At 61.4% G+C, this 19,663-nt stretch carries 13 protein-coding genes; 3 read left to right on the top strand and 10 right to left on the bottom strand.

Annotated elements, in window-relative coordinates; all coding sequences use genetic code 11:
* Positions 1-117 precede the first annotated feature (117 nt).
* Positions 118-2,616 (top strand): hypothetical protein, encoded by a 2,499-nt coding sequence (locus DTQ71_RS23190; RefSeq protein ID WP_146204868.1) that lies wholly within the window; start codon positions 118-120, stop codon positions 2,614-2,616.
* Positions 2,613-5,477, top strand: a complete 2,865-nt coding sequence (locus DTQ71_RS14330) for a DEAD/DEAH box helicase family protein (protein ID WP_170125435.1) — start codon at positions 2,613-2,615, stop codon at positions 5,475-5,477. The genes DTQ71_RS23190 and DTQ71_RS14330 overlap by 4 nt, the downstream gene beginning before the upstream one ends.
* Positions 5,478-5,552: 75 nt before the next feature.
* Here DTQ71_RS14330 and DTQ71_RS14325 read toward each other — a convergent pair whose 3' ends face one another.
* The 7 genes from DTQ71_RS14325 to DTQ71_RS14295 form a co-directional block, all read right to left on the bottom strand.
* A complete protein-coding gene (locus DTQ71_RS14325; RefSeq protein WP_109564981.1) occupies positions 5,553-7,100 on the bottom strand; it encodes an ATP-binding protein in 1,548 nt (515 codons plus the stop codon).
* Positions 7,101-7,121: 21 nt separating this feature from the next.
* On the bottom strand, positions 7,122-8,750 hold the full coding sequence (locus DTQ71_RS14320) for a radical SAM protein (protein WP_109564980.1): 1,629 nt from the start codon (positions 8,748-8,750) through the stop codon (positions 7,122-7,124).
* Positions 8,751-9,003: 253 nt separating this feature from the next.
* Positions 9,004-10,005 (bottom strand): ParB N-terminal domain-containing protein, encoded by a 1,002-nt coding sequence (locus DTQ71_RS14315; RefSeq protein WP_109564979.1) that lies wholly within the window; start codon positions 10,003-10,005, stop codon positions 9,004-9,006.
* Positions 10,002-11,480, bottom strand: coding sequence for a DEAD/DEAH box helicase (locus tag DTQ71_RS14310; protein ID WP_109564978.1), 1,479 nt, complete (start codon positions 11,478-11,480; stop codon positions 10,002-10,004). The genes DTQ71_RS14315 and DTQ71_RS14310 overlap by 4 nt, the downstream gene beginning before the upstream one ends.
* Positions 11,481-11,482: 2 nt before the next feature.
* On the bottom strand, positions 11,483-11,806 hold the full coding sequence (locus DTQ71_RS14305) for a hypothetical protein (protein ID WP_146204867.1): 324 nt from the start codon (positions 11,804-11,806) through the stop codon (positions 11,483-11,485).
* 83 nt (positions 11,807-11,889) lie between these two features.
* Positions 11,890-12,900, bottom strand: coding sequence for a ParB N-terminal domain-containing protein (locus DTQ71_RS23185; RefSeq protein ID WP_146204866.1), 1,011 nt, complete (start codon positions 12,898-12,900; stop codon positions 11,890-11,892).
* Positions 12,901-13,240: 340 nt separating this feature from the next.
* The gene (locus DTQ71_RS14295) at positions 13,241-14,395 is read right to left on the bottom strand and encodes a tyrosine-type recombinase/integrase (protein WP_109564975.1); all 1,155 of its coding nucleotides are present in this window, start codon (positions 14,393-14,395) and stop codon (positions 13,241-13,243) included.
* A 218-nt stretch (positions 14,396-14,613) separates the two neighbouring features.
* Here DTQ71_RS14295 and DTQ71_RS14290 point away from each other — a divergent pair, with 218 nt between their 5' ends.
* On the top strand, positions 14,614-16,053 hold the full coding sequence (locus DTQ71_RS14290; RefSeq protein WP_109564974.1) for a DUF6880 family protein: 1,440 nt from the start codon (positions 14,614-14,616) through the stop codon (positions 16,051-16,053).
* A gap of 333 nt (positions 16,054-16,386) precedes the next feature.
* Here the strand turns inward: DTQ71_RS14290 and DTQ71_RS14285 are convergent, their stop codons facing one another.
* Genes DTQ71_RS14285 through DTQ71_RS14275 form a run of 3 tightly spaced genes read right to left on the bottom strand, consistent with a single transcriptional unit; the run spans position 16,387 to position 19,654 of the window.
* Complete coding sequence (locus DTQ71_RS14285; RefSeq protein ID WP_211317138.1) at positions 16,387-17,061, bottom strand: 5-methylcytosine restriction system specificity protein McrC; 675 nt, start codon at positions 17,059-17,061, stop codon at positions 16,387-16,389.
* Positions 17,062-17,084: 23 nt separating this feature from the next.
* Positions 17,085-18,557, bottom strand: coding sequence for a hypothetical protein (locus tag DTQ71_RS14280; protein ID WP_109564973.1), 1,473 nt, complete (start codon positions 18,555-18,557; stop codon positions 17,085-17,087).
* Positions 18,554-19,654: a glycosyltransferase family 4 protein gene (locus DTQ71_RS14275; RefSeq protein ID WP_170125434.1), complete on the bottom strand. Its 1,101-nt coding sequence runs from the start codon at positions 19,652-19,654 to the stop codon at positions 18,554-18,556. The genes DTQ71_RS14280 and DTQ71_RS14275 overlap by 4 nt, the downstream gene beginning before the upstream one ends.
* Positions 19,655-19,663: the final 9 nt, after the last annotated feature.

Below are 19,663 nucleotides of genomic sequence, written 5' to 3'. Positions count from 1 at the left end.
GCCGTTAGGCTAAGAGAGCCATCGGAAAATATCCTTGACATGACCTGCTACCCGTTTGTCCCTCGTCCACAACCAGAGTCCTTGAGGTGATATTGGCCGGAGTGGGGTTGGGCAAGCGTGCTAAGCTACGAGGAAATCGATGCGTATCTGGGAGATCGCTACCGTGCTCTAGCCCAAGAACGTGAAGGAGCGCCGGTTTATGCCATCGAACACGGTCTCAACGTGGAGGATGCACGGTCTCTCGCCTCCAAGATCGCACGACGGCTTCGAGCTACTGGAGCGATCGGGTCCGGAATCAGCTGGCCGCTGCTCGCGCTTACAGCCGAGATCGGCTACGCCTACAGGGGGCTGCTTTCCGGCTACTGGCCGCACCTGGAAGCTGCACTTGGTCTGCACTTGTCCGCCAGTGCTCGCGAGACACTGAGCGACCATTATCTTCGTGCGCATCGTGCCGTCGGTCTTGCTCACCCGGACAACACTCCATTTTCGCGGGCATTCCGGCACATCGCGTGGCCGCTCACCAACGCACTGGCCCCTCGCCAGATCCATGTCGGTTTGAGCGAGGCGCTTCTGGAGGTCGCCATGCTGGATCCGGCCGATTCCGCTTTGGTCCGGGCCGTGCAGCAATGCTGTCGACGGAGCGGTTTGCTGGCGCTCAACGATTGGGCGGCCGGAGAGGCACGAGTGGAGTCCGTCGCCACCGCGATACTCGACGCGCCCGACACGCGATTGTCCCGATCGATCGTCGATCGGCTCCAAAACGACATGATGTCCGCAGCGCCTGTCCGCGATACCCTCGTCCGCGCGAGAGTGGAGCGTCGACGGCGCCAGCGGGAACGGTCTCGTGTCACGGGAGAAAAGGTCGAGCCGTACGGGCCTCAAGACGACGATGGCGCGGCGGCGTTGCCGTTTGAACTTCGCGGCGGACTTCGTCTTGGCGCCCGGCTCTTCGCAGCGGACCTGCCTGTCGTCCTCCATGCCCGTACGCCACTTCGCTTCACCCGCCATGAAGTGTCTGAGCCCGAACGCCTTCTCACCGGGGAGACCGCGCGTCTGATTCTTAGTGATGGTGAACAGCTAGTTTTGGACTACCAAGACGAGCGCAACGTACGCCGCACAACCAGCATGAGGTTCACCCGTCCCGACCCAATCCCTTCTCTAATCTCGGTGCACATGGAGCCTGGTATCCCGGTGCTCGCGGACCTTCGTGAAGATCGTCTCTCGGTATTCGTGTCGCTCGCGCAGCCGCCCGACGACGACCGCGCTCGGACATGGCCGCGGGCACTTCTGGACGTCGAGATGCGCCTGGAGCTGCGCATCCCAGGCGCTCCTACCGTTCTCTCCCGCGAAACCCTGCCCACCATCCCCGGGCGGCTTGCAGCGAGAGGCCCGGGCCTGTCCAACCTGTCATCAGGGTTGCGCGGGTTCGAGGACAAGGGGGAGACGATACGAGCGGCGATGCTGACCATTCGGTGGGATGGGGATTATCGGTCGTTTTCGCTCGCGGATGAACAGCTTGAGATTCGATGGTACGAGGCCGAAGACGGATGGCGTGCCTCCTTACCCGACGGGTCCAAAGACCTTCCCGTTCGCCGCGTTCCTGCCGATGATCCTTTCGCGATCCCGGTTGCGAGTGTCCAAGGCACTGCGGCTCAGCTCCTCAAGGTTGACGGGGTTTCGGCTCCAAACTTCATCGTTGCAGGGCCAAGTCACATGCGGATGACCGATGCACGGCCCGCGGCGCCGGACGTTCATCGGCAACTCGGCCGTTCGAACAGCTGCCCGGGACTGCGCGCCGAAACCGAAGCCTGGCTTGGCTGGAGTAGTGCCCGTCCTGTCCACGTTGTGGCCGCGCTCCAGGCACGAGGAGCCGCTGAGGTTGCCGAACGCGCGATTGTGAATACGATGTGTGGCGAAATCTGGTTGAAAGAAGATTCAAGGCCGTCGGAAGGCAAACGGTTCCGTGACAGCCTCGCTGCAGCAGTGATCCGCCTCGATTTGGCGGGGGTATCTGAGCTGCGGGAGGTCGGACAGGAAATCGGAGAAGCGGACCTGAATGGCTTGCCCGCGGCGCTGGCTGACGCTTTCGCCGACGTTGTGCCCCCCAGCTGCCTCGAAAAGACGCTCGACGAGAAATGGGCGGAAAGGGCAGACGAGCGCATAGATAGAGCTTGGAAATCGCTGACACCGGCGCGCGCAGAGCGGTCGGCCCCTCCCGTTGACTTCGAGGCCTACAACACACCGGAGGCCTGGCAGGCCGCAGTCGCTCACGCCGTCCGAAGCAACGGCCGTCACGTCCTTGCCGGGATGATCCTCCCGCCGCGCCTCTCCAACGCGCTTCGAAACATCGACTACCAAAACGTCGAAACCCTCGAAGTCGCTCGCGCCATCGCAGACTTCAGGATCGATCGTGGGAGCCTTGCTCGCCAGGCGCGACGGATCTCCGGAAGCGACATTCCGGTGGCACTGTCGCTCTGGACCGACCCGCGTGCTTTCGCAATGACCGACTGGCTCCCGATCGTCACTGCGCTTTTCGAGGATCGGATGACTGCCCGTGCAATTCGCTATGCCGCTCTGCGGCTCAGAACTGCTCGATGGGAGGTCGAACGACTATGAACGCCTACCTGCGCATGGCCCACGGTGTGCAGGCGCTCCGCCGGCGCGTGGAGCGCGACCACGCGCTTCTAGGCGCGCTAGGGGTCGCTGCAGATCCCTTGCCTCACCAAATGGCCAACGTGGCCCGAATTCTGGAGGCGCCCGAGCTGCGGCATCTGCTGGCCGACGGCGTGGGGCTGGGTAAAACCGTGCAGACCCTTATGATCTTAAACGCCCTGCGCCTCCAGGACCCGGACCATCGGACGCTGCTCGTGGTCCCAGACCATCTGATCGGCCAGTGGCTACAGGAGTTGACCACTCGTGGCCACTGCGAAGCGGCCTTCATCGACGGCAACACCTCGGAGGATGAGGCCGACGTCTCAGTCAGAATTATCAAGCCATCTTCGTTGTCGGTGCATCTGAGGCATGGGTCCGAACACTACGACCTTCTCGTCTTAGACGAGCCGCAGAGCTTTACAGTCGCACAACGCGACACCCTAGCCCGCGCCCGACCCTTCGCCCAGTTTATTGCTTTGACGGCGACGCCGGAGCTTGGCCGACCGGAAATGCTGCATTGGTTCGTCTCCATGTTGGAGCCCCTTCGCAGCGCTACCGCGGACGACCCAACGGAGGTCATCAGGCGGGACGAGATGACAGCCGCGGCCTCGATCCGGTCCGCAGACGAGGCTCGAACCGCGTTTGAGCGGGATGCATTCGGTCGACGTATCTGCCGGTGGTCGCGGGCCGATTGGCCAGACTACATGCCACGCCGAGACTACACTCGCGCCAACGTCCCGACTTTCGTCCGCGAGGCCGGTCTTGCCGCCACAGCGCGAAAGGTGTTGGCGCGCACCGTCGGCAGCGATCCCATAAGCCGAGCACGGGCGCTCCACCGCCTCGGACGGGCGTCTCGCGACGCGCTTGCCGCCCTCCCCAACGATCTTTTCCAGATGCCCGACAGTGCGGATGCGAATATTGGCGACTCCCGACTGGACGCGCTGCTCGACTTCTTGGCGATGATCCGTGCAGAGGATGCTAACGCCCGTGTGCTCGTGGTCGCGGGAGACAACGACACGATGGCCCGCCTGGAACGTATCTTGCCCGCCTACCTTCAGAGCTCTTCGGAAGGCGAACAGACAAGCATCGCACGTCTAGCGCGCGGTGAGCACACCGCGGCCGATGCCGAGGCAGCAATCCGGCGCAACGTCGATACGATCGGCGATTTCGTGAGCGGCTCCGACGACATCCTGCTGCTGGGCGATTGGGCCGAAGCCGGGCTGAATCTCCATCATGGGTGCGAGACCATCGTCCTCTATTCCTGCCCTTGGACCGTCCGCAGTATCGATCAGCTGGTCGGTCGTCTGGACCGGCTACGACCGGGCGCGGCGCTGGCGGCGGAGGCGCGGCAGGATCAGGGGCGTATTCGCATACACGCCATCACATGGGCCGGGTCGCCCGAGGCAGACGTCGTCGATGGTCTCGAACGACTAGGAGTATTCGAGCGCCCAACACCTCCGATGAGCGTGGAGCGCGCCAAAAAGATCGAGAGGCACCTCGGCGCGCTGGCCGCGGGCCGGGAAGCACCGGCTGCCTTGGCTGACCTGGAGCTTATGGGCGGGGACGGCACCGGCGAACTGGCAGCCTCCCGCCTCGCACAGTACGACCCTAACACGGCGGACGCGGCACGGGCGCGCCATCGCACCATGTTGGAACGCAAGAGCCTGCCTGGCGGATTGCGGCCGTCGCGACCGGAACACGGCGCCCGTGGCCCTGAAGAGGCCGAGCTTCTTGCCTGGCTGGAGGCTCTCCGGGCGTCGAGCCTTTTGGACGTGAGGACGGGACAGAAGGACCAATCGGTAGACGGCGCCCGCTTCGGCAGTGTATGGTATGCTGACCTCGGCGTGAAAGACTCCGGCGCAACTCGTGACTTATCGTTGGAACTGTTCGAGCGTCGGAACGAAGGCGACCGACGTTCCAATCCACGATCCGGTCAGGTCGCCTTTCTACACCACAGACGCCATCTTTCCGACCCTCCGCTCAGGATGGCCACGGACCGCGAAGGTGTCGCCCGGCCCTTGCACTTCATAGACCACGGCGACGAATTTCATGAACAGCTTTGCGCCGCGTTCCTGAGTCTGGCGGATACCGCGCTCGAACGGGACAGAGTTCCAGTGGCCTCGGTGGGATATCCGCCCGGTCATTCTGCGCTGTCCGACCTTCGCCCCCTCCTTGTGACGGCAGCGGCATGCAGCCTGTCGCTGCCAATTGACGAAGACGCCCGGTGGGACGGGCTGTTGGACGGCCTGAACAGCGAGGACGCGCGCCATCTGCGCCGCTACGCTCGCGCCGCCTCACAGGCCGACGATCGCTGGCTGCGCCTCGCTGCGCCGACCCGGCTTATCTTGGAAGGACTGGCCATTAACCCTGAGGGGGGCGATCTCGAGCGGTTGCCGGCGTCCCACGTCACAGCCTTTCTTGACCCACGTGCTGAGACAGGGAGGCTCGTAGCGGGTGACCCCGTAACGCTGCCGGACACCGTTTCCCGACTTCGGGACGCCGCGATGCGCAGGCGGGCCAAGGCCCACGCCATCAAGCCGCACCTACCCGATCCGGGGCAGGTCGCACGCAGGTCCGAATTGGTGAAGGCGGAGGCTCACCGCGAGAAAAGTGAGGCCCAAGCGCGCGCAGCTGCTTTCCGTGCGCAGATTTCGTCCGACGAACGGCAGGCGCGCATTGCCGAAGCACGCGCCATGAGGGTCGAACGCGAGGCCGAGGCGCTGGGGGCTTTTGCATCGCGACGGCTCGAGAGGATTGTTGGGGACGAGAAGCTGATTGATACGAGAGTTTGGCAGGTGATCGTGATTCCATTCGAGCGGATTTGAACGTTGAAAACCGATCAAAATAGAGATCGCAGGCAGGAAACAACCTTGTCGTCGCGCCTGCAACCTGCTGGAAACCTAGGACCTTGATAGCCGGTCAAGCATACGATCGATGAGGCTCTTTGCTGCTACTTGGTTGACGGAACAATCGTAAATCAGATCAAAGACTTCCTTGTAGGTGGCCCTTTTCCGTTCAGGCAGGTGCTCGAAAATGTCGCCTTCTGCTTTGCTTGCATAGGCATCGACTGCCTTCTCGATCGTCATAAGGCGTGACCGCATTGTACGGCGATCAGCATCCTCGAAAAGATCAAAGTCCACAGCTTTTCTCATTTCAGACAGCAGCGTGCCGATCTCAGCCTTGATTGATTTGGCGTACCGATCCGAAATCGCCCCTTGCTTGAGGACATCGAGCTTCTCGTAGACCTTGTCGGCCGCGAGCTCGAATGTCTTGAAGCGGTTTCGCTTTTGTGAGGAGACACGGCACTCGCGCGCCACTTCGGCGCCAACAGGTCTTAGGTGAGCGATGATATTGTCGAGATGTGCGTTGCTCTCGAATTCGTCGCGGCGGCCGTTCGGGACGACGCGACCATCAAGCACGTGAACCTCTCCAATGGTCCAAGAACAGAAGCGATCTTCAGGGAATATCTCCAAGAACAGCCGATCATGGCCGACTTGGATATTGCCGACACGAGCGCGCAAACCCCGGACTCCCTGCGCAGCGGGAATCGCACCTTGGTAGTCATGATGAATGAGCCAGCCGACAGCGGCTGGCGCTCCATCGATGCTCTCAATCTCGAAGGTCTTCAGGCTGCGCAGCGAAGCGCGCTTCGTGTCTGAATATTCGACATGGTCGCGATAGGGCCGGTAGACTGGCTCCTCTGATCCGTTGATGTGAATCCGGTACGCCTTGCCAGCACGGCCATGCTGAGAGAGCAGATCAGCGATCTCCTCACCGAAAGAGAATTCGGGCGAAAATGGACAGGGGCAAACCTGGCTCACGAAGCTCTCGATCTCGATCTCGTTGAGCAGTCTGTCATTGGCGATACGGCGCGGTTTGATGAGCTCGACCTCGAAAAAATGCACCGGATAGTCGTCGGGTTCCAGACGCTTAAGCGTCACCGCCTCCCGAACAATTGAGCGCAGGTCGGAGTCCCTATCATTGGATGCCAGCATGCGCTTAACAACGCGTCCGTCCCACGTGGCCTCGAGGACCTTCGTGTCGCCCTTGGCGCGCGAGCGGAACACAAGCTGCTGAACATAACCGAGCGCAGAAAGCCGGCCGACGCCTCGAAACCCACGTGCGTCCGTGCCTCGTTTATCACTTGCGCCAAAGGAGAGCATTCGCCTGGCGAAGGTCTGGTTGGCCAAACCCGTGCCGTTATCGCGGATCACAACTCGCCGGTCGATATGATCGAGATTAATCTCGATCAGGCCGAAATTACTGGAAGCAAGGAGCCCGGCAGCTACCGCATCATCGACGGCATCGGTGGCGTTCTGAATGTACTCGCGGAAGATGGAGAGCGGATTGACATACATGGAGCTGCTAAGGAGCTCCAACACGTCCTTGCCGACGAAGATTTCTGCATCGTCAAAGCCTTCGTCATCGATATGCGCCGCCTCAGCCATGTCTCCGCTCCCGTTTCTTTCTCACGCGTAAATCTGCGTGATGCCTTTCAGCTGTTTCTTCGTATTCGTGGACGGCTGCACATCCTCATCAGTCAGGCCGGCATCTTCGACTCGCTCATCCTCAGGAACCAGATAGGCGTTGATGTCTTCAACACGCCGGCGCTTTTGAGCTTCCCAGATCCGCGCCTCATCTACTTTGGACATGGGTACGAAGAACCGGGCAGCTTCTCGTAGCTTGCCGGCGGCAACCTCGTTCAGGTCACGCGCATAGTCGTTCTTATCGCGCGTACACAGGAAGCCAAGAAGCTCGGTGCGCTCATCGTCCGAAAGCGCCCTCATCGTCGCTTGGAATTCATCGAACTCAGACCGCCCGTCGTACTGTTCATACCAGTAACGATTGAAGATGTAGTGGTGCGGACGAAGCAAAATGTTTTCGAACTCTTCATAGGTGTCGCCAAACGCCTTCCGGAAGAATTCAGGTGCACCACTGACGATGCCGTGCGTTGCCTGCAAGATCACCTGCATCGAGCGCAGGTAATATGAATTCCAATTCTTTCCGACATGTCCGCGATCAGGTCGAGCGACAGGCTGGTAGCGCATCGGGAAAGAAAAGATGCGTATGTTGAGTTCCTCATTGAGCGTTACGTTCAGCCGCATACGCTCAAATAGATCAGCCGGACTGTCATTGAAATTATAGAGCATGTAGTTGGAAAGCTCTGTCAGTCCGGCATCCGCCGAATAGCGGATCGCCTGGGCGTAAGGCTTCTTTACACCTAGATGGTCGAAGGCGATGCGAAGTGGCTTGAGCGCAATCCGTGCCAGCTGCTGCAAGTACATTGGGTCCTTGCACAGGATGCGCGCATCGACGCCTTGGTTGAAGTCTACGCGCCGCTGCAGTTCGTACCGTCCCCGTTTGAGCTTGGCGCCTCGCTCAAATCCAAGATCGATAATTTCAGCGATGATTTCTTTAAAGTTGGCCGAGGCGACCACGTTGTTGTCCATCAGGATCAGGTCACGTTTCTCGCCATAGAGCTTACTCACACCTTCGACGACTTCGCTCAGCGAATTCGTATCGCGCTGAGCACCCTCGAGCTTCGGGACGCCGCAAAATGCGCATTTTCGCACGCAACCTCGCGAGGCGTAGGTGAAGTACGCGTCATTGACCGGATACTGGTACTCGATGTGGTCGAGGATACTGTAGTCTGGGACGAGGTCCTCGATGGGCTTACCGTTCACGTCATCGGCGTAGAGCTCTTCCTCAAATGGGTCCAGGCCGAGTGAGACGGCCGGCGCTTCGCCAAGGAGACCCTTGATGAAGCGGACGCCACGCCAGCGTGGTTCGTCGATAAAGCTCTCATGCATGAGCGAGGCCGCGATGCCGCCGACGAAGACGCGGTGGGCCTGGCCGCCCACGAGGTCGAGGGCATAGTCAATGCTGCGGGCCGTGCGCTCCCACTCGAACGAAAACAGCGTCGTGATGTACACGCGGTCCCAAGCCGTCTCATAGGCCGAGGAGTCCTCGCCCTTTACGAACCGAACATTGTCCCGCTTGCCGTTCGGGCCATGATACTGCGCAATCTTCATCAGACCCAGCGGCGGGTACTTGTTTCTGTAGCCCGGTTCTACAAGAAGGATGTTCTTGTTGGCCATGGTCTGCCTCGATTCGCGTTCTGTTCCACCTTACCTACCGCAGGCCGGCTTGTCGATCTAGCAGTGGTCACTTCGTGGCTCAGTCTGTGTATGGACCTGACGGGACGGTGTTCGCAACCAAATCCTGACTGCGCGGGCACTATATCGTGTAGGAGCATAGATCGCTGGCACAAAATGCAAGCGGCGTGGCACCCTGCCGGCGGGAAGGCCATCGGCAAGCATGCAAGCACCACGACGTGGACCTGATCAGGTCCTATTGGGACGCGGATTTCGCCTTCTCGAGCTGCTCTCGTATTGTTGCGATTCTGGATTCGATCTTCTTCAGTTCAAACTCTATTTTTTGACGAACTCCGGGATTATGCTCAACAATCTCATCGAGCACATCCGGTTCGCAAATCCAAGAGCGGAAGCGTTTTACCTTGCTGAGTTCGACACTGTCGCCGCCGGCATGCTTGGCGTCGGTGTAGGCTTCCTCCACATCCACATCCCCCTTCGAAAATTTCTTTAGGATCTGCGGTGTCTCACAGATAACCGGGAGCTGGTCTCGAATGTCTACTGCGCGGACTTTTCCAGACTTGATAAGCCTTACGACCCTTTGCTCGAAGTCTGCTATCTCATCGCGGGCCTTCTTAATTTTTCTGGACTTCAAGAACTCGTCATAGTGGCTCCAGCGTTCCCGACTTTCGTCCTTGTTGTCCTTCATGAACTGGAAGACATTGACCAGGTGTCTGACATGTTGCGGACTAACCCCAAGCTCGCGGGCTAAGTCTGGAATGTCGATTTTTTGATCGACATGGCGACGGTATACGAAGCCGGCTTTCTCATACGGCGCCCAGTCTTTCTTCCCTTTGACGTGGTACTGCCCGAGCATCGCGTAGACATCTGCGTCGCTTATGTCGGCAGGCAGAATGCGGCAACGAACCAGGTTCCACTTGGCGGGGTTGTCAGCCGCCAAGGAGCGGTAGGCGGCAAGGCGGCTGTTACCTTCGATGACGACAAAGTCACAGTCGCGAACAATGATGGGGTCGATGAGCCCGCCATTGTCTAGAATATCATGCCTAAGCGCTCTGACATGCTCCAGCTTTAACATCGAACGATAGATCGAATTCTGGTCAGGTTCAGCCTCACTGCGGTCTAGCAGGGAATAAACTCTCGGGTTGTCAGGCCAGAAGTTCAGGTCTTCATGCGGTATGTCGCGTGTAACCGCAGGTATCTTCTTCTGCCGGATCAGGATGTAATCTTCGTCCGGACTCATTCTGCCTCCGCTACGGGGTTCAAAATTTCCGCGACTGCACGACCGAAATCGTAGTCGGCGGCATTCTCATAGTCTTCCTTGCTTACGTCAGACTGCAGCAGTTGTGCGGCCAGACGCTTCGCGCTTAGCAGGCTGTCCACCCAGCAATCGATCGTATCATCGCAGATGAGGTTCCATATGTAGCACTCGCGCTTCTGCGAGATCCGGTGAATTCTGTCCTGCGACTGAAGATAGTCATCCAGACTGAAAGACCTATCATAGTAGATGGCATGGTTGGCTACGGTCAGGGTCAATCCCTCCTTCGCGGCACCCGGTGTCGCCACAAGAACGCTTACATCTTCGCAGTTCTTGAAGTCTTCGATGGCCCGGTTTCTTACCTCTATCGGTAGCTCACCGTGCACTCTGACCGCACCGTACTCCGCCAAGCGCTGACACAGCCAATCGGCGTTCCGCACGAACGAAGTCCAAACGATAACCTTGCTACCGTCGTCGGTTGCCTCGCGCACAAGACGGTTCAGCTCAGCGACTTTGCCAGGTTCCTCCTTGTAGCTTTCATCCACGAGCGCCGGATTTGACGTAACCTGTACCAAACGAAGCAACCGTTTCAGGACGGCTTCAGCGTCATCCTCGGTCAGTTGCCCGTCCTGCATGACTTCCGCGCGTGCTTGCTCGCGATAGGTGTCGTAGAGCTTTGCCTGATGCGGTGCCATGTAGGTGGTGACAGTGCGCACCACCTTGTCAGGGAGTTGGATACCACTTGATTTCTTTGTTTCGCGGATGGAAAACGCCCGAAGTTTCTCGAATACAGAAGCGAGGGCATCCGCGAATTTCTTCTGGCGCTCCGGGCTATGGTGAAGGTCGTTGTCCAGTGACAGGTCTGATCGGAATGCTTCGAAGTCTTCGCCGAGCGCTTCGCCCCCATCGAGAAAGAAGACTTGTGACCAAATATCCTCGGGTCGGTTGGCCACAGGCGTTCCTGTCATGATGACCCGCCGCGCAAAGCCTTCCCGAAGTTCATGAAACGCCTGCGTCAGCGCCGCTGAGGGATTCTTGATCTTCTGCGCTTCGTCAAGGATCACGCCTACTCTGCGCGTCTTCAAGAACATTTCAAGGCGCGGTTGTTCGGAGCGCACCATCTCGAAGTGTCCAAGCACAATCCTCGCAGAAGAGTTGAGAACGAAGAAGTTGTGTTTACGATCCTGGCTGAGGATCCCAGGTTTTATATGAGTGTGACTTGCCAACTCTTGCCGCCAGTTTTCCACCAACGCGCGCTTCGTGATGATCATCACCGTATCGACCGTCCTCTCGGCTAGCCAATGTAAGGCAAGATCGACTGCAATCTTAGTCTTTCCGAGCCCTTGCTCGTGAAAGAGGGCTGCGTATTCCAGAGACTTCACGGCCTCGACCGCATCAATCTGGTAAGGAAACGCCTTAAATCTGGCCGTGAGGTTCAATCTTGGGTCGGGGCGCAGCATATCTAGTAGCCCGTATCAATCGTCAAAATGTGCGATCCTACGGCTCCGTAGGCGGCTTCAAGTTCACGCATCAGCTTCGTCGCGGTGGGCCTGGCAATGAATGGAACGGCCAAGTAGAAGAACGCTGCCTTATGCAGCGAAAGATAGCGCACGAAAGTGGCAAGTTGCCGATGGGAGCGAGGTGATATCAGGTCCGACTGCGTTTTGGCCTCTCCGATAACGACGAATGTGCGGGGCACATCCTGAGCGTATAGGTCGGGTAAATGGCCGCCAATGCGCTGCGGGCGCTCGCGCCCCATCTTCTGGTCATCCAGATACAACGCCAAGTTCCCGGCTCCGCCGTGCTTCTCTCTGACGAATGCCGTCAGCCTGGAGACCAATAGAGCGTGCTCGTCGGACTCACCGGACATCAGCCAGCGTCAACGATCAATGATTGCAGGGTCTGCAGAGCATCTATCGCCGCTTCAACGTGCCTCAATGTGGCTCCGTCATCTTCCCTGAATGACTGAATTTCCGGCATCGAATACGCTTTGCTGGCAATCGCAGCGGCCAGTTGTGCAAGGGATGCCTTCTGCAGTTCGACATTGTCCGCCTCGCGATCGAGCGCCCTGATCGCCATCTTCATCCCGTCTTTGAGAAAGATGGCCTTTGCGTTCTTGTCTTTCAGCACTGCAGGAAGTTGCCTCACCTCCTGCAAGGTGTTGATACGGCGATCCTTAATCCACTCAGCAAAGTCCGTGCCCGAAAAGCCGTTCATGAGGATAGCCTCCTGAACGCGAGGGCTCTGGTACTCGACGAAACCGGAAAATCGCTCCGGATCGAACTCGTCCGCTTCACACAGCGGGCGATAGAACTCCTCCATGTCGGCGTAGGCCTGGATCGAGCGCGTTACGTCCCTCTGATTGCCCCCGCAAAGAGCGACGATTCTCTCAAGAGGCATCAACTCCACGTTCTGTAGCTCGTGCAGATATCGCGCTTTGGAGTAGGCATCCCACGGGCGCGGCCCAACAAGATGAGCCTGCAGACGAATGGCATCGATGCTTTCGGGTTCTAGGCCGTTGTGTACCAGAGCGGGTATCTTCGACCAGTCTCCGGTAGCACCCTTCTTGTGGAGATCGCGATAAATCCACAGCCGCGTGTTGCCTTCGATGCAGACGAGCGAGCCGTCTTCTCGCCTATCCACAATGATCGGCTGGCGAATACCGCGATTGGCAATGATGGACTCTCTTAGCCTAGAGGGCGTTGTGGTGTCGGCCAGAGCTGTCGGGCTATCACTCGATGGTGCATTCAGAGCAAGGCCGATATGGTGATCACCGATCACGCCCTCATCGAATATCTCAAGAAATCGGCGAATTCTTGGGTTCGTCGTATCAAGCTTTACTTGATCGATCGGTAGGTTCTGAAACTCGCCGGATGTCATCGTCTTCCTCCGTCACTGGCGGGTTAGGCGTGCCAAAGCGCTTCATGGCCACAACGGCTAGACTTAATCATAATCAACAGCAGCCGGTCCGGGTCAACAGGGCGGAGACTGGTTCACGCCTCGCGGGTTGCCGACAACGTCGGTACTCGTCCCATGCTGATGGGCATTGTCCAAAGCCACCATGGCTTCGGAGCTCCGCATGACGCGCGCATGGAGTGTGGCAAGCGGGCGGCTGTCCAACTGTCTCGACCACCAAGTGTCGATCGATGCCTAGCAGGTGCCAAACAACGGGTGCATGCGAACTGCGCGATCAATCGAAAAGGGGCGCGTCAGCGCGCGATTATCCCAAGGATTGTCTGAGGTTTTGCGCCACTGCATCCGCCGCCATCCGCACCGGTTCGGCCGCGAGGTGGGCGTAGCGTGCCGTGGTCTGGACCTGCGTGTGTCCAAGGAGCTTGCCGATCATCGGCAGGCCCTGACCGGATGCGACGGCCGTGGACGCGAAGGTGTGGCGCAGGTCGTGGATGCGGACGTCCTTCACGCCGGCGCGGGCGCGGACGCGCTGCCAGAAGGGCTGTAGATCGCTCAGGCGCTTGCCAGACAGAGTGCCGAAGATGACCCACGGGTTCCCGTCGATGCGCTGGGCGTCGCGGAGCAGGTCGACGGCGGGCTGTCCGAGATGGACGACCTTGGCGCCGGACTTGGAATCCGGCAGGCGCAGGACGCGCTCGGCCAGATCGACGTGGGTCCACTGCAACGTCATGATCTCGTTCAAACGACAGCCGGTCAGGATCAGCAGGCGGGCGGCGAGGATGGCCGAGGGCAGTTCGATTCCCTCCGCCTCCATCTCGCGCAGCACCTCGCCGATGCGGCGGAGTTCGGCCGCGCTGAGGAACCGCTCGCGCTTCTCCTCTGGGTACTTCCGGATGTGCTTTCGCGGGTTGGTGCCGTCCGGACGCAGACCCCACATCTCGGCGAGGCTGAACATCTTCGAGACCACTTCGAGGCAGCGGTTCGCTTGATAGGGAATGTGGCGGAGGTCGTGATGGAACTTCGCCACGTCCGCCCGGGTGATGCCCGTGACCGTGAGTTGCCCGAGCGCAGGGAGGATGAAACGTTCGAGGTTGCGGCGGTACTCCTTGGCCGTGCTCGCCTTCACGCGGATCGCGATGTGCTCCTTGTCGAACCTCTCGGCCAGCTCCTTCACCATGATCGCCTTGCGCCCCGCGTCGCGTTCGGCGGCGGGATCCGCGCCGTTGCGCGCGGCAGCGACAATGGAGATGGCGCGGTTGCGCGCCTGCTCGCAGGTCAGGACCGTGCTGGGCCCTAAGCTGATCCGCCGGGATCGGCGTCCGGCGCGATACTGGACCACGTAGCCCTTGCGCCCGCTCGGCAGCACGCGCAGTCCGAAGCCGGGGATCTCGCTGTCCCAGACGAAGTATTCGGCGGGTTGGGCTTCTGCGGCGTCAACGAGGCGTTTGGTGATCTTGGGCATGGCGCTCTTCGGTGGTTCTCTCGAAGTTCCAAAGTGCTGAAGTGCGGCCGACAGTCAACGAACACATTGAAAGCGCGAAGAAAAAGGAAATTCCTCGCGTTTCCGCGCAAGGCGTTTTGGCGCGCTGATGCGGGAAATCGACGAGCCCAGCGAATCAGAACGCATGTTCCGGATCCCGCTGGCCGCTGATAGGCTCGGGGAAAAGAACTGGCGATCCGATGGCCTCCAAGACCACCCTCAATGCGAAGAACCTCGAAGCGCTGGGCACCGAGCGCCTGGCGCAATTGCTGATCGAGGTCAGCACCGGCAATGCGGCGGCCAAGCGCAAGCTGCGTCTGGCGCTGGCGGGCGCCCAGAGCCCGAGGGAGGCAGCGCGGGAGATCACCAAGCGGCTGACCAGCATCGCCCGGGCCCGCAGCTTCATCACCTGGAAGAACCGCAAGGCGGTGGTCACGGATCTCGAGACCCAGCGTCGCGCCATCGTCGAGCAGATCGCGCCCGCCGATCCAGACGAGGCGCTCACGCTCATGTGGCGGTTCATGGCGTTGGCCACGCCCGTCTTCGAGCGCTGCGACGACTCCAGCGGCACCGTCATCGGCATTTTCCACCAGGCCTGTGCAGATCTGGGTCAGCTTGCCAAGAAGGTCCGTCCGGACCCGCAGGCGCTCGCCGGCACTGTTCTCGATGCGCTTCAGGACAACGGCTATGGCCAGTATGACTGCCTGATCGGCATCATGGCCCCGGCGCTTGGCGACGAGGGGCTCGCGGCCCTGAAATCGATGGCCGAAGAACTCGGTCGTTCGCCCGTGCCGGTGCCGCCGAAAGACCAATGGAAAGCGGTGGGCTGGGGCACGGGCGGCACCACCTACGAGCACGAGATGCGGGCGCGTGAGCGCACCAGCACGGTCGCCATGGCGCTCAAGGACATCGCCGACGCGCAGGGAGACGTCGACGGCTTCATCGCCCAGTACGATCCGAAGACCCGCAAGGTACCGCAGATCGCGGCCGAGATTGCGCAGCGTCTGCTCGCGGCCGGCAGGGCGGGCGAGGCGCTGGGGTTCCTCGAGCGCGCGGAGCTCGGCGACGGTTTGCGGGTTCCATTGGCCTGGCAGGACATTCGCCTGCAGACGCTGGAGGCGCTGGGTTGCGGCGAGGAGGCGCAGGCGTTCCGGAGGGACTGCTTCGAACGCACACTCTCCGACAGCTACCTGCGGGCCTATCTCAAGCAGCTGCCCGACTTCGACGACATCGAGGCCGAAGAGCGGGCGATGGCGCACGCCATGGCCTATCCAAGCCTTCTTCACACCCTGCAATTCTTCCTCGACTGGCCAGCGCTGGATCGCGCCGCCGAACTCCTGGTGGCCCGGCACGACGAGATCGACGGCGACCACTACGAGTATCTCGCCCCCGCGGCGGAGGCCCTGTCAGAGCGTCATCCGCTGGCCGCGACCTTGGTGCTCCGCGCGATGATCGACTTCACGCTCACCAGAACGCGGGCGAAGCGGTATCGCTATGCCGCCGAGCACCTCGCCAGCTGCGCGCGGCTCGCGGGCGACATCCCGGACTTCGGCGCGTTCGAGACGCACGACGCCTATGTCGCCCGGCTGAAGGAGGAACACGGCAGGAAGTTCGGCTTCTGGTCGCTCACCGCCGCCTGATGGTCGTGCTACCGGAAAATCAGCTCACGGCCCCTTGGAAGCATTGTGGAAGCACGAGGCCGAAAAACGCTGCGCAATCCCGACAGATCGTGCGAAGCGGAGCCTCAGCTCCGGGATCGGCAAGTGTCCGAAATTGCGCAAGAATTCGCGGTTCCGAGTGATTGTTCATGGTTCGTTCAACACGGCTCATAACCTGAAGGTCAGAGGTTCAAATCCTCTCCCCGCAACCAAATACCCTCGCGCTTCCAAACGCTTACGCGCCGCCCTCCAGGGCGGCGTTTGCGTTTGAACCACCCGTGGAAGCAATGTGGAAGAAAGAGGGGCCGAAGTCCTTCATACCGCTTCGTAAATCGGTGCCTGCGATGACCGTTGCTTCCAGTGCGGCTCGATCGGGATCATCGCATCGATGCCGACCGGGATTCCGGTGCCAAAGGCGAGCTCTCGAACATCGACCGCGACCACATCCAGTACCGGGCGCTCTTCGGTCATGAGCACGAACTCGGTGATCCTTCCTGGCGGGCAGTCCCTCGAGGCCGGGTAAACGAGCGCGAGTCGCTTACAGCGGTAGCGACTGGCGTAGGCGTTCATCTGATACGCGTCGCCGCTCGAGACGCCCGAGTTCGGTTCGGCGAGATCGAGGCGCTTCCATTTCGCATCGAAGATGGCGACGCACTTGTCTCCGGTCTGAACGGTAACGTCGGGGCGCAGCTGGAAGCCCGCCGTCGCGAGGTTCTTCACAGGGCTCTGAAGTCCGACAGAAAGGCGAGCACCGGCCTCTACCTGGCAAGCATGCCGGATGTGCAGTCCGAGTACCGTCTCGAAGAGCTTCTCCATGTTGAACAGCAGAGCGGAACCAGCTGCGTCGCCAATGCGAACATCCGGGTATAGGCCTGACAGCAGCCAGTTGGCCCGCGCAAACACCGGCTCCCAATGTCGGATCGTGCGATCGAACCCCAGGGCGCCGACGTCGCGAGCCCTGACCGACCCTACCAATGCGAGCTCCCGCACCGGAGCACGGAAAGGCGGACGACCTACCGACGCCATCCTCCGCGTACCCGGCGGTAGATCCTGCGCGCAGGTTCCTTCAGTCCGATCCGGGCGAGGCCGCGGATGACCTGACGCTTCGTCCTCGATTGCAGGAAACGAGCGCGATAGACGAAGTCCTGCCACGGCGACCGAAGCGCGACGCTCGGAAGCTGGCGGATCCGCTCGAGATCTTCGGCATCCTGTCCGGCCAGACGGCGCGCCTTCATCGCCGTGACCTGGGACAGGCTGATGAACCGCAGCCCCCAATAGAAGAAATGATACTGCGGATCGGTCAGCAATTCGGTCACCGGGATCCCGTGCCGGTCGCCCTTGTGCCATTCGATCCGATCCGTCTGCGGCCCCGGTGCGGCGGCGACATAGTCGAGATCGGACGGCGCCCGCAATCCGTAGAGGCCCATCACCATGCCGGAGTCGATCGCCACGGCATCCGCCGGGACACCGCTCGCGTCGAGGACGCCGCGGAGTTCCTCCGCCAACTGCCGCACTTCCGGGAAGCGGTTCGGCGAAGCATGGTCGAGCATGTGAACGCCATGGGCGTTCAAAAGCAGCCGCGCGAGGTCGAGTGCCTCGGCATGGTCGTCCGTGATGTGGATCGAGTGCTTGCCCAGGCCGAACAACGCGCGGATCTCGTCCTTTAGCGCCACCCGGTCGCGATCGGGGGGCAGGTCGAGAACCAGAACCCGCAACCCGCCGCCTCCGGAAAAGCAGGGCAGCAACTTGCGGTCGATGCCCGGGTGATCCTCCTCGGCGGGGCCGAGCCATGGCTCGCCACGGTAGACTTGGCTCAGAAGGTTATGCGCCCCCCGCGGCGTGAGGGACAGCTCCTTTCGGTAGACCAGCGGGCCGAGCACGCGCGCGACCTCCGCGTCGCGCCCTTCGGCCGCCGGCCAGAGCAGGGCGACCGCCGCATCCGGGGACAGGCGCACGTAATCGGTGACCGCCGCGTCGAGATCGGCGTCCGACATGCCGCGACCCCGGAAGTAGCGGTAGTCGTAGACGAACGGCTCCAGCCCTGTTTCGATCGCGACGATCTCCCGACCGAGATGCATTGCCGCCGCCGTCCGGTGCGCGCCATTCAGGATCGTGCCATCCGTCGCCAGCGGGACCAAGCTGCGCTGCGGGTCGAATCCCTCCGTGTCCAGTGCGGTGAGCGTCTCGACGAAGGAGGCGCGAAACGCCTCGGCCCCGGATTTGGCCGCACTGTCGGGCTCCTGCATTTCGCCGAGGGAAAACGCCTTGATATGCGCGTCGTAGCGGCGACCGGCGGCCTCGGACGGGCGGTCCCCGAGCGATTCTAGAAACGCCCGTTTGATCGCGAGGTCGAGCCGGTTCCAGGTCAGCTTCGGCACCAGCCTGCGGACCGGCACAGGGTCCGGATCGGGCGCCATGCGGCGCAGCAGGAACGGCTCGACCCGCGTGTCGAGATCGGCCCGCGCGATGCCGGTTTCCAGGTTCATCCGCGCGCCCCGGCGACATCGGACGGCGCGGCGTGACGCGTGGCGAGTGCGACCAGCCGGTCGACGACGGCGCCATAGGTCAGGTCCGCGTTCAGCACGGTCTCGGCGTGCCGCCGCGCGGCGAGACCCATGCGCGCCCGTGCCTCCTGATCGGCGATCAGCCGGTCGAGCGCGTCGACGAAGCCCCCATCCTCCCCCGGAGGCACGAGCAGCCCCGTCTGCTCATGGCGGACCAGTTCGCCGATGCCGCCGAGGTCACTTGCGACCGCGGGCAGACCGGCGGCCGCGGCCTCGGCGAGAACCTGGGGCGACATGTCCAGGGCGGTTGGCAAGCAGAAGATATCCATCTCCGGCAGAAGATCTTGGAACAGCTGCTCTTGCGCCATAGGGCCATGGGCGGTGATGTGGCGGCCCGTGACCTGCGCCGCCGGATCCTGTGACACGATATGCAGATGGCATCGCCCGGCCAGCGGTCCCTCGACCCATTCCACGAGGCGGCGCCCTCCCTTCCGGGCGAAGTCGTTGCCGACGAAGACGATGTTCGGCACCCCGTCATGGCTGCGGGGCGGCGCAAAGGCCGACAATTCGACCGAGGGCGGGCTGATCGTGATCGCCTCGGGCGCGACACGGCATTGCGCGACCAGGGAGGCCCCGGCCCAGTCGCTCATCGGAAAGAGATGCGCCGCTCCGCGAAACAGGGCCGCTTCCCGGACGAGGTCGCCGTCGGACCAGGCCGGCGGCTGGCGCAAGGCGTTGATCCCGTGACGGGTGCAATCGAAGGCGAGCGTATAGGGCAGCGCCGCCGGATCCGAGGCGAAGGCCGCCGCCGGCCAATGCGCGGCGACATGGACGATGTCCGGCCGGCTTCGGCGGATTGCGGCCCGGATCTCGCGGCCGAGATGGAAGCGATAGGCATGGATCGGGTCGAGCGGGCGCAGGAGGCGGGACAGGCGCCCGCCGCCGTGGCGCTTGACCGCCAGTGTGCCGAGGCGCGGCGGCTGCCAGCTGAAGATGTCATGGGAGATGTCGGATCGGGCCTCGAGGGCGCGCCGCATCCGCTTGGCATAGGTTTTCCAGCCCAGGACTTCGCTGGCCACGAACAGGAT

Source organism: Jannaschia seohaensis (genome assembly GCF_900116765.1).
Classification (GTDB): domain Bacteria; phylum Pseudomonadota; class Alphaproteobacteria; order Rhodobacterales; family Rhodobacteraceae; genus Jannaschia; species Jannaschia seohaensis.
The sequence above is the reverse complement of the archived record's forward strand: the minus strand, read 5'-3'. Positions and strand labels throughout refer to the sequence as shown.

Bases quoted from the DNA above. Each gene is read 5' to 3' on its own strand.
- DTQ71_RS14330 (WP_170125435.1), top strand. From the start codon at position 2,613: ATGAACGCCTACCTGCGCATGGCCCACGGTGTGCAGGCGCTCCGCCGG.
- DTQ71_RS14325 (WP_109564981.1), bottom strand. From the start codon at position 7,100: ATGGCTGAGGCGGCGCATATCGATGACGAAGGCTTTGACGATGCAGAA.
- DTQ71_RS14320 (WP_109564980.1), bottom strand. From the start codon at position 8,750: ATGGCCAACAAGAACATCCTTCTTGTAGAACCGGGCTACAGAAACAAG.
- DTQ71_RS14315 (WP_109564979.1), bottom strand. From the start codon at position 10,005: ATGAGTCCGGACGAAGATTACATCCTGATCCGGCAGAAGAAGATACCT.
- DTQ71_RS14310 (WP_109564978.1), bottom strand. From the start codon at position 11,480: ATGCTGCGCCCCGACCCAAGATTGAACCTCACGGCCAGATTTAAGGCG.
- DTQ71_RS23185 (WP_146204866.1), bottom strand. From the start codon at position 12,900: ATGACATCCGGCGAGTTTCAGAACCTACCGATCGATCAAGTAAAGCTT.
- DTQ71_RS14295 (WP_109564975.1), bottom strand. From the start codon at position 14,395: ATGCCCAAGATCACCAAACGCCTCGTTGACGCCGCAGAAGCCCAACCC.
- DTQ71_RS14290 (WP_109564974.1), top strand. From the start codon at position 14,614: ATGGCCTCCAAGACCACCCTCAATGCGAAGAACCTCGAAGCGCTGGGC.
- DTQ71_RS14280 (WP_109564973.1), bottom strand. From the start codon at position 18,557: ATGAACCTGGAAACCGGCATCGCGCGGGCCGATCTCGACACGCGGGTC.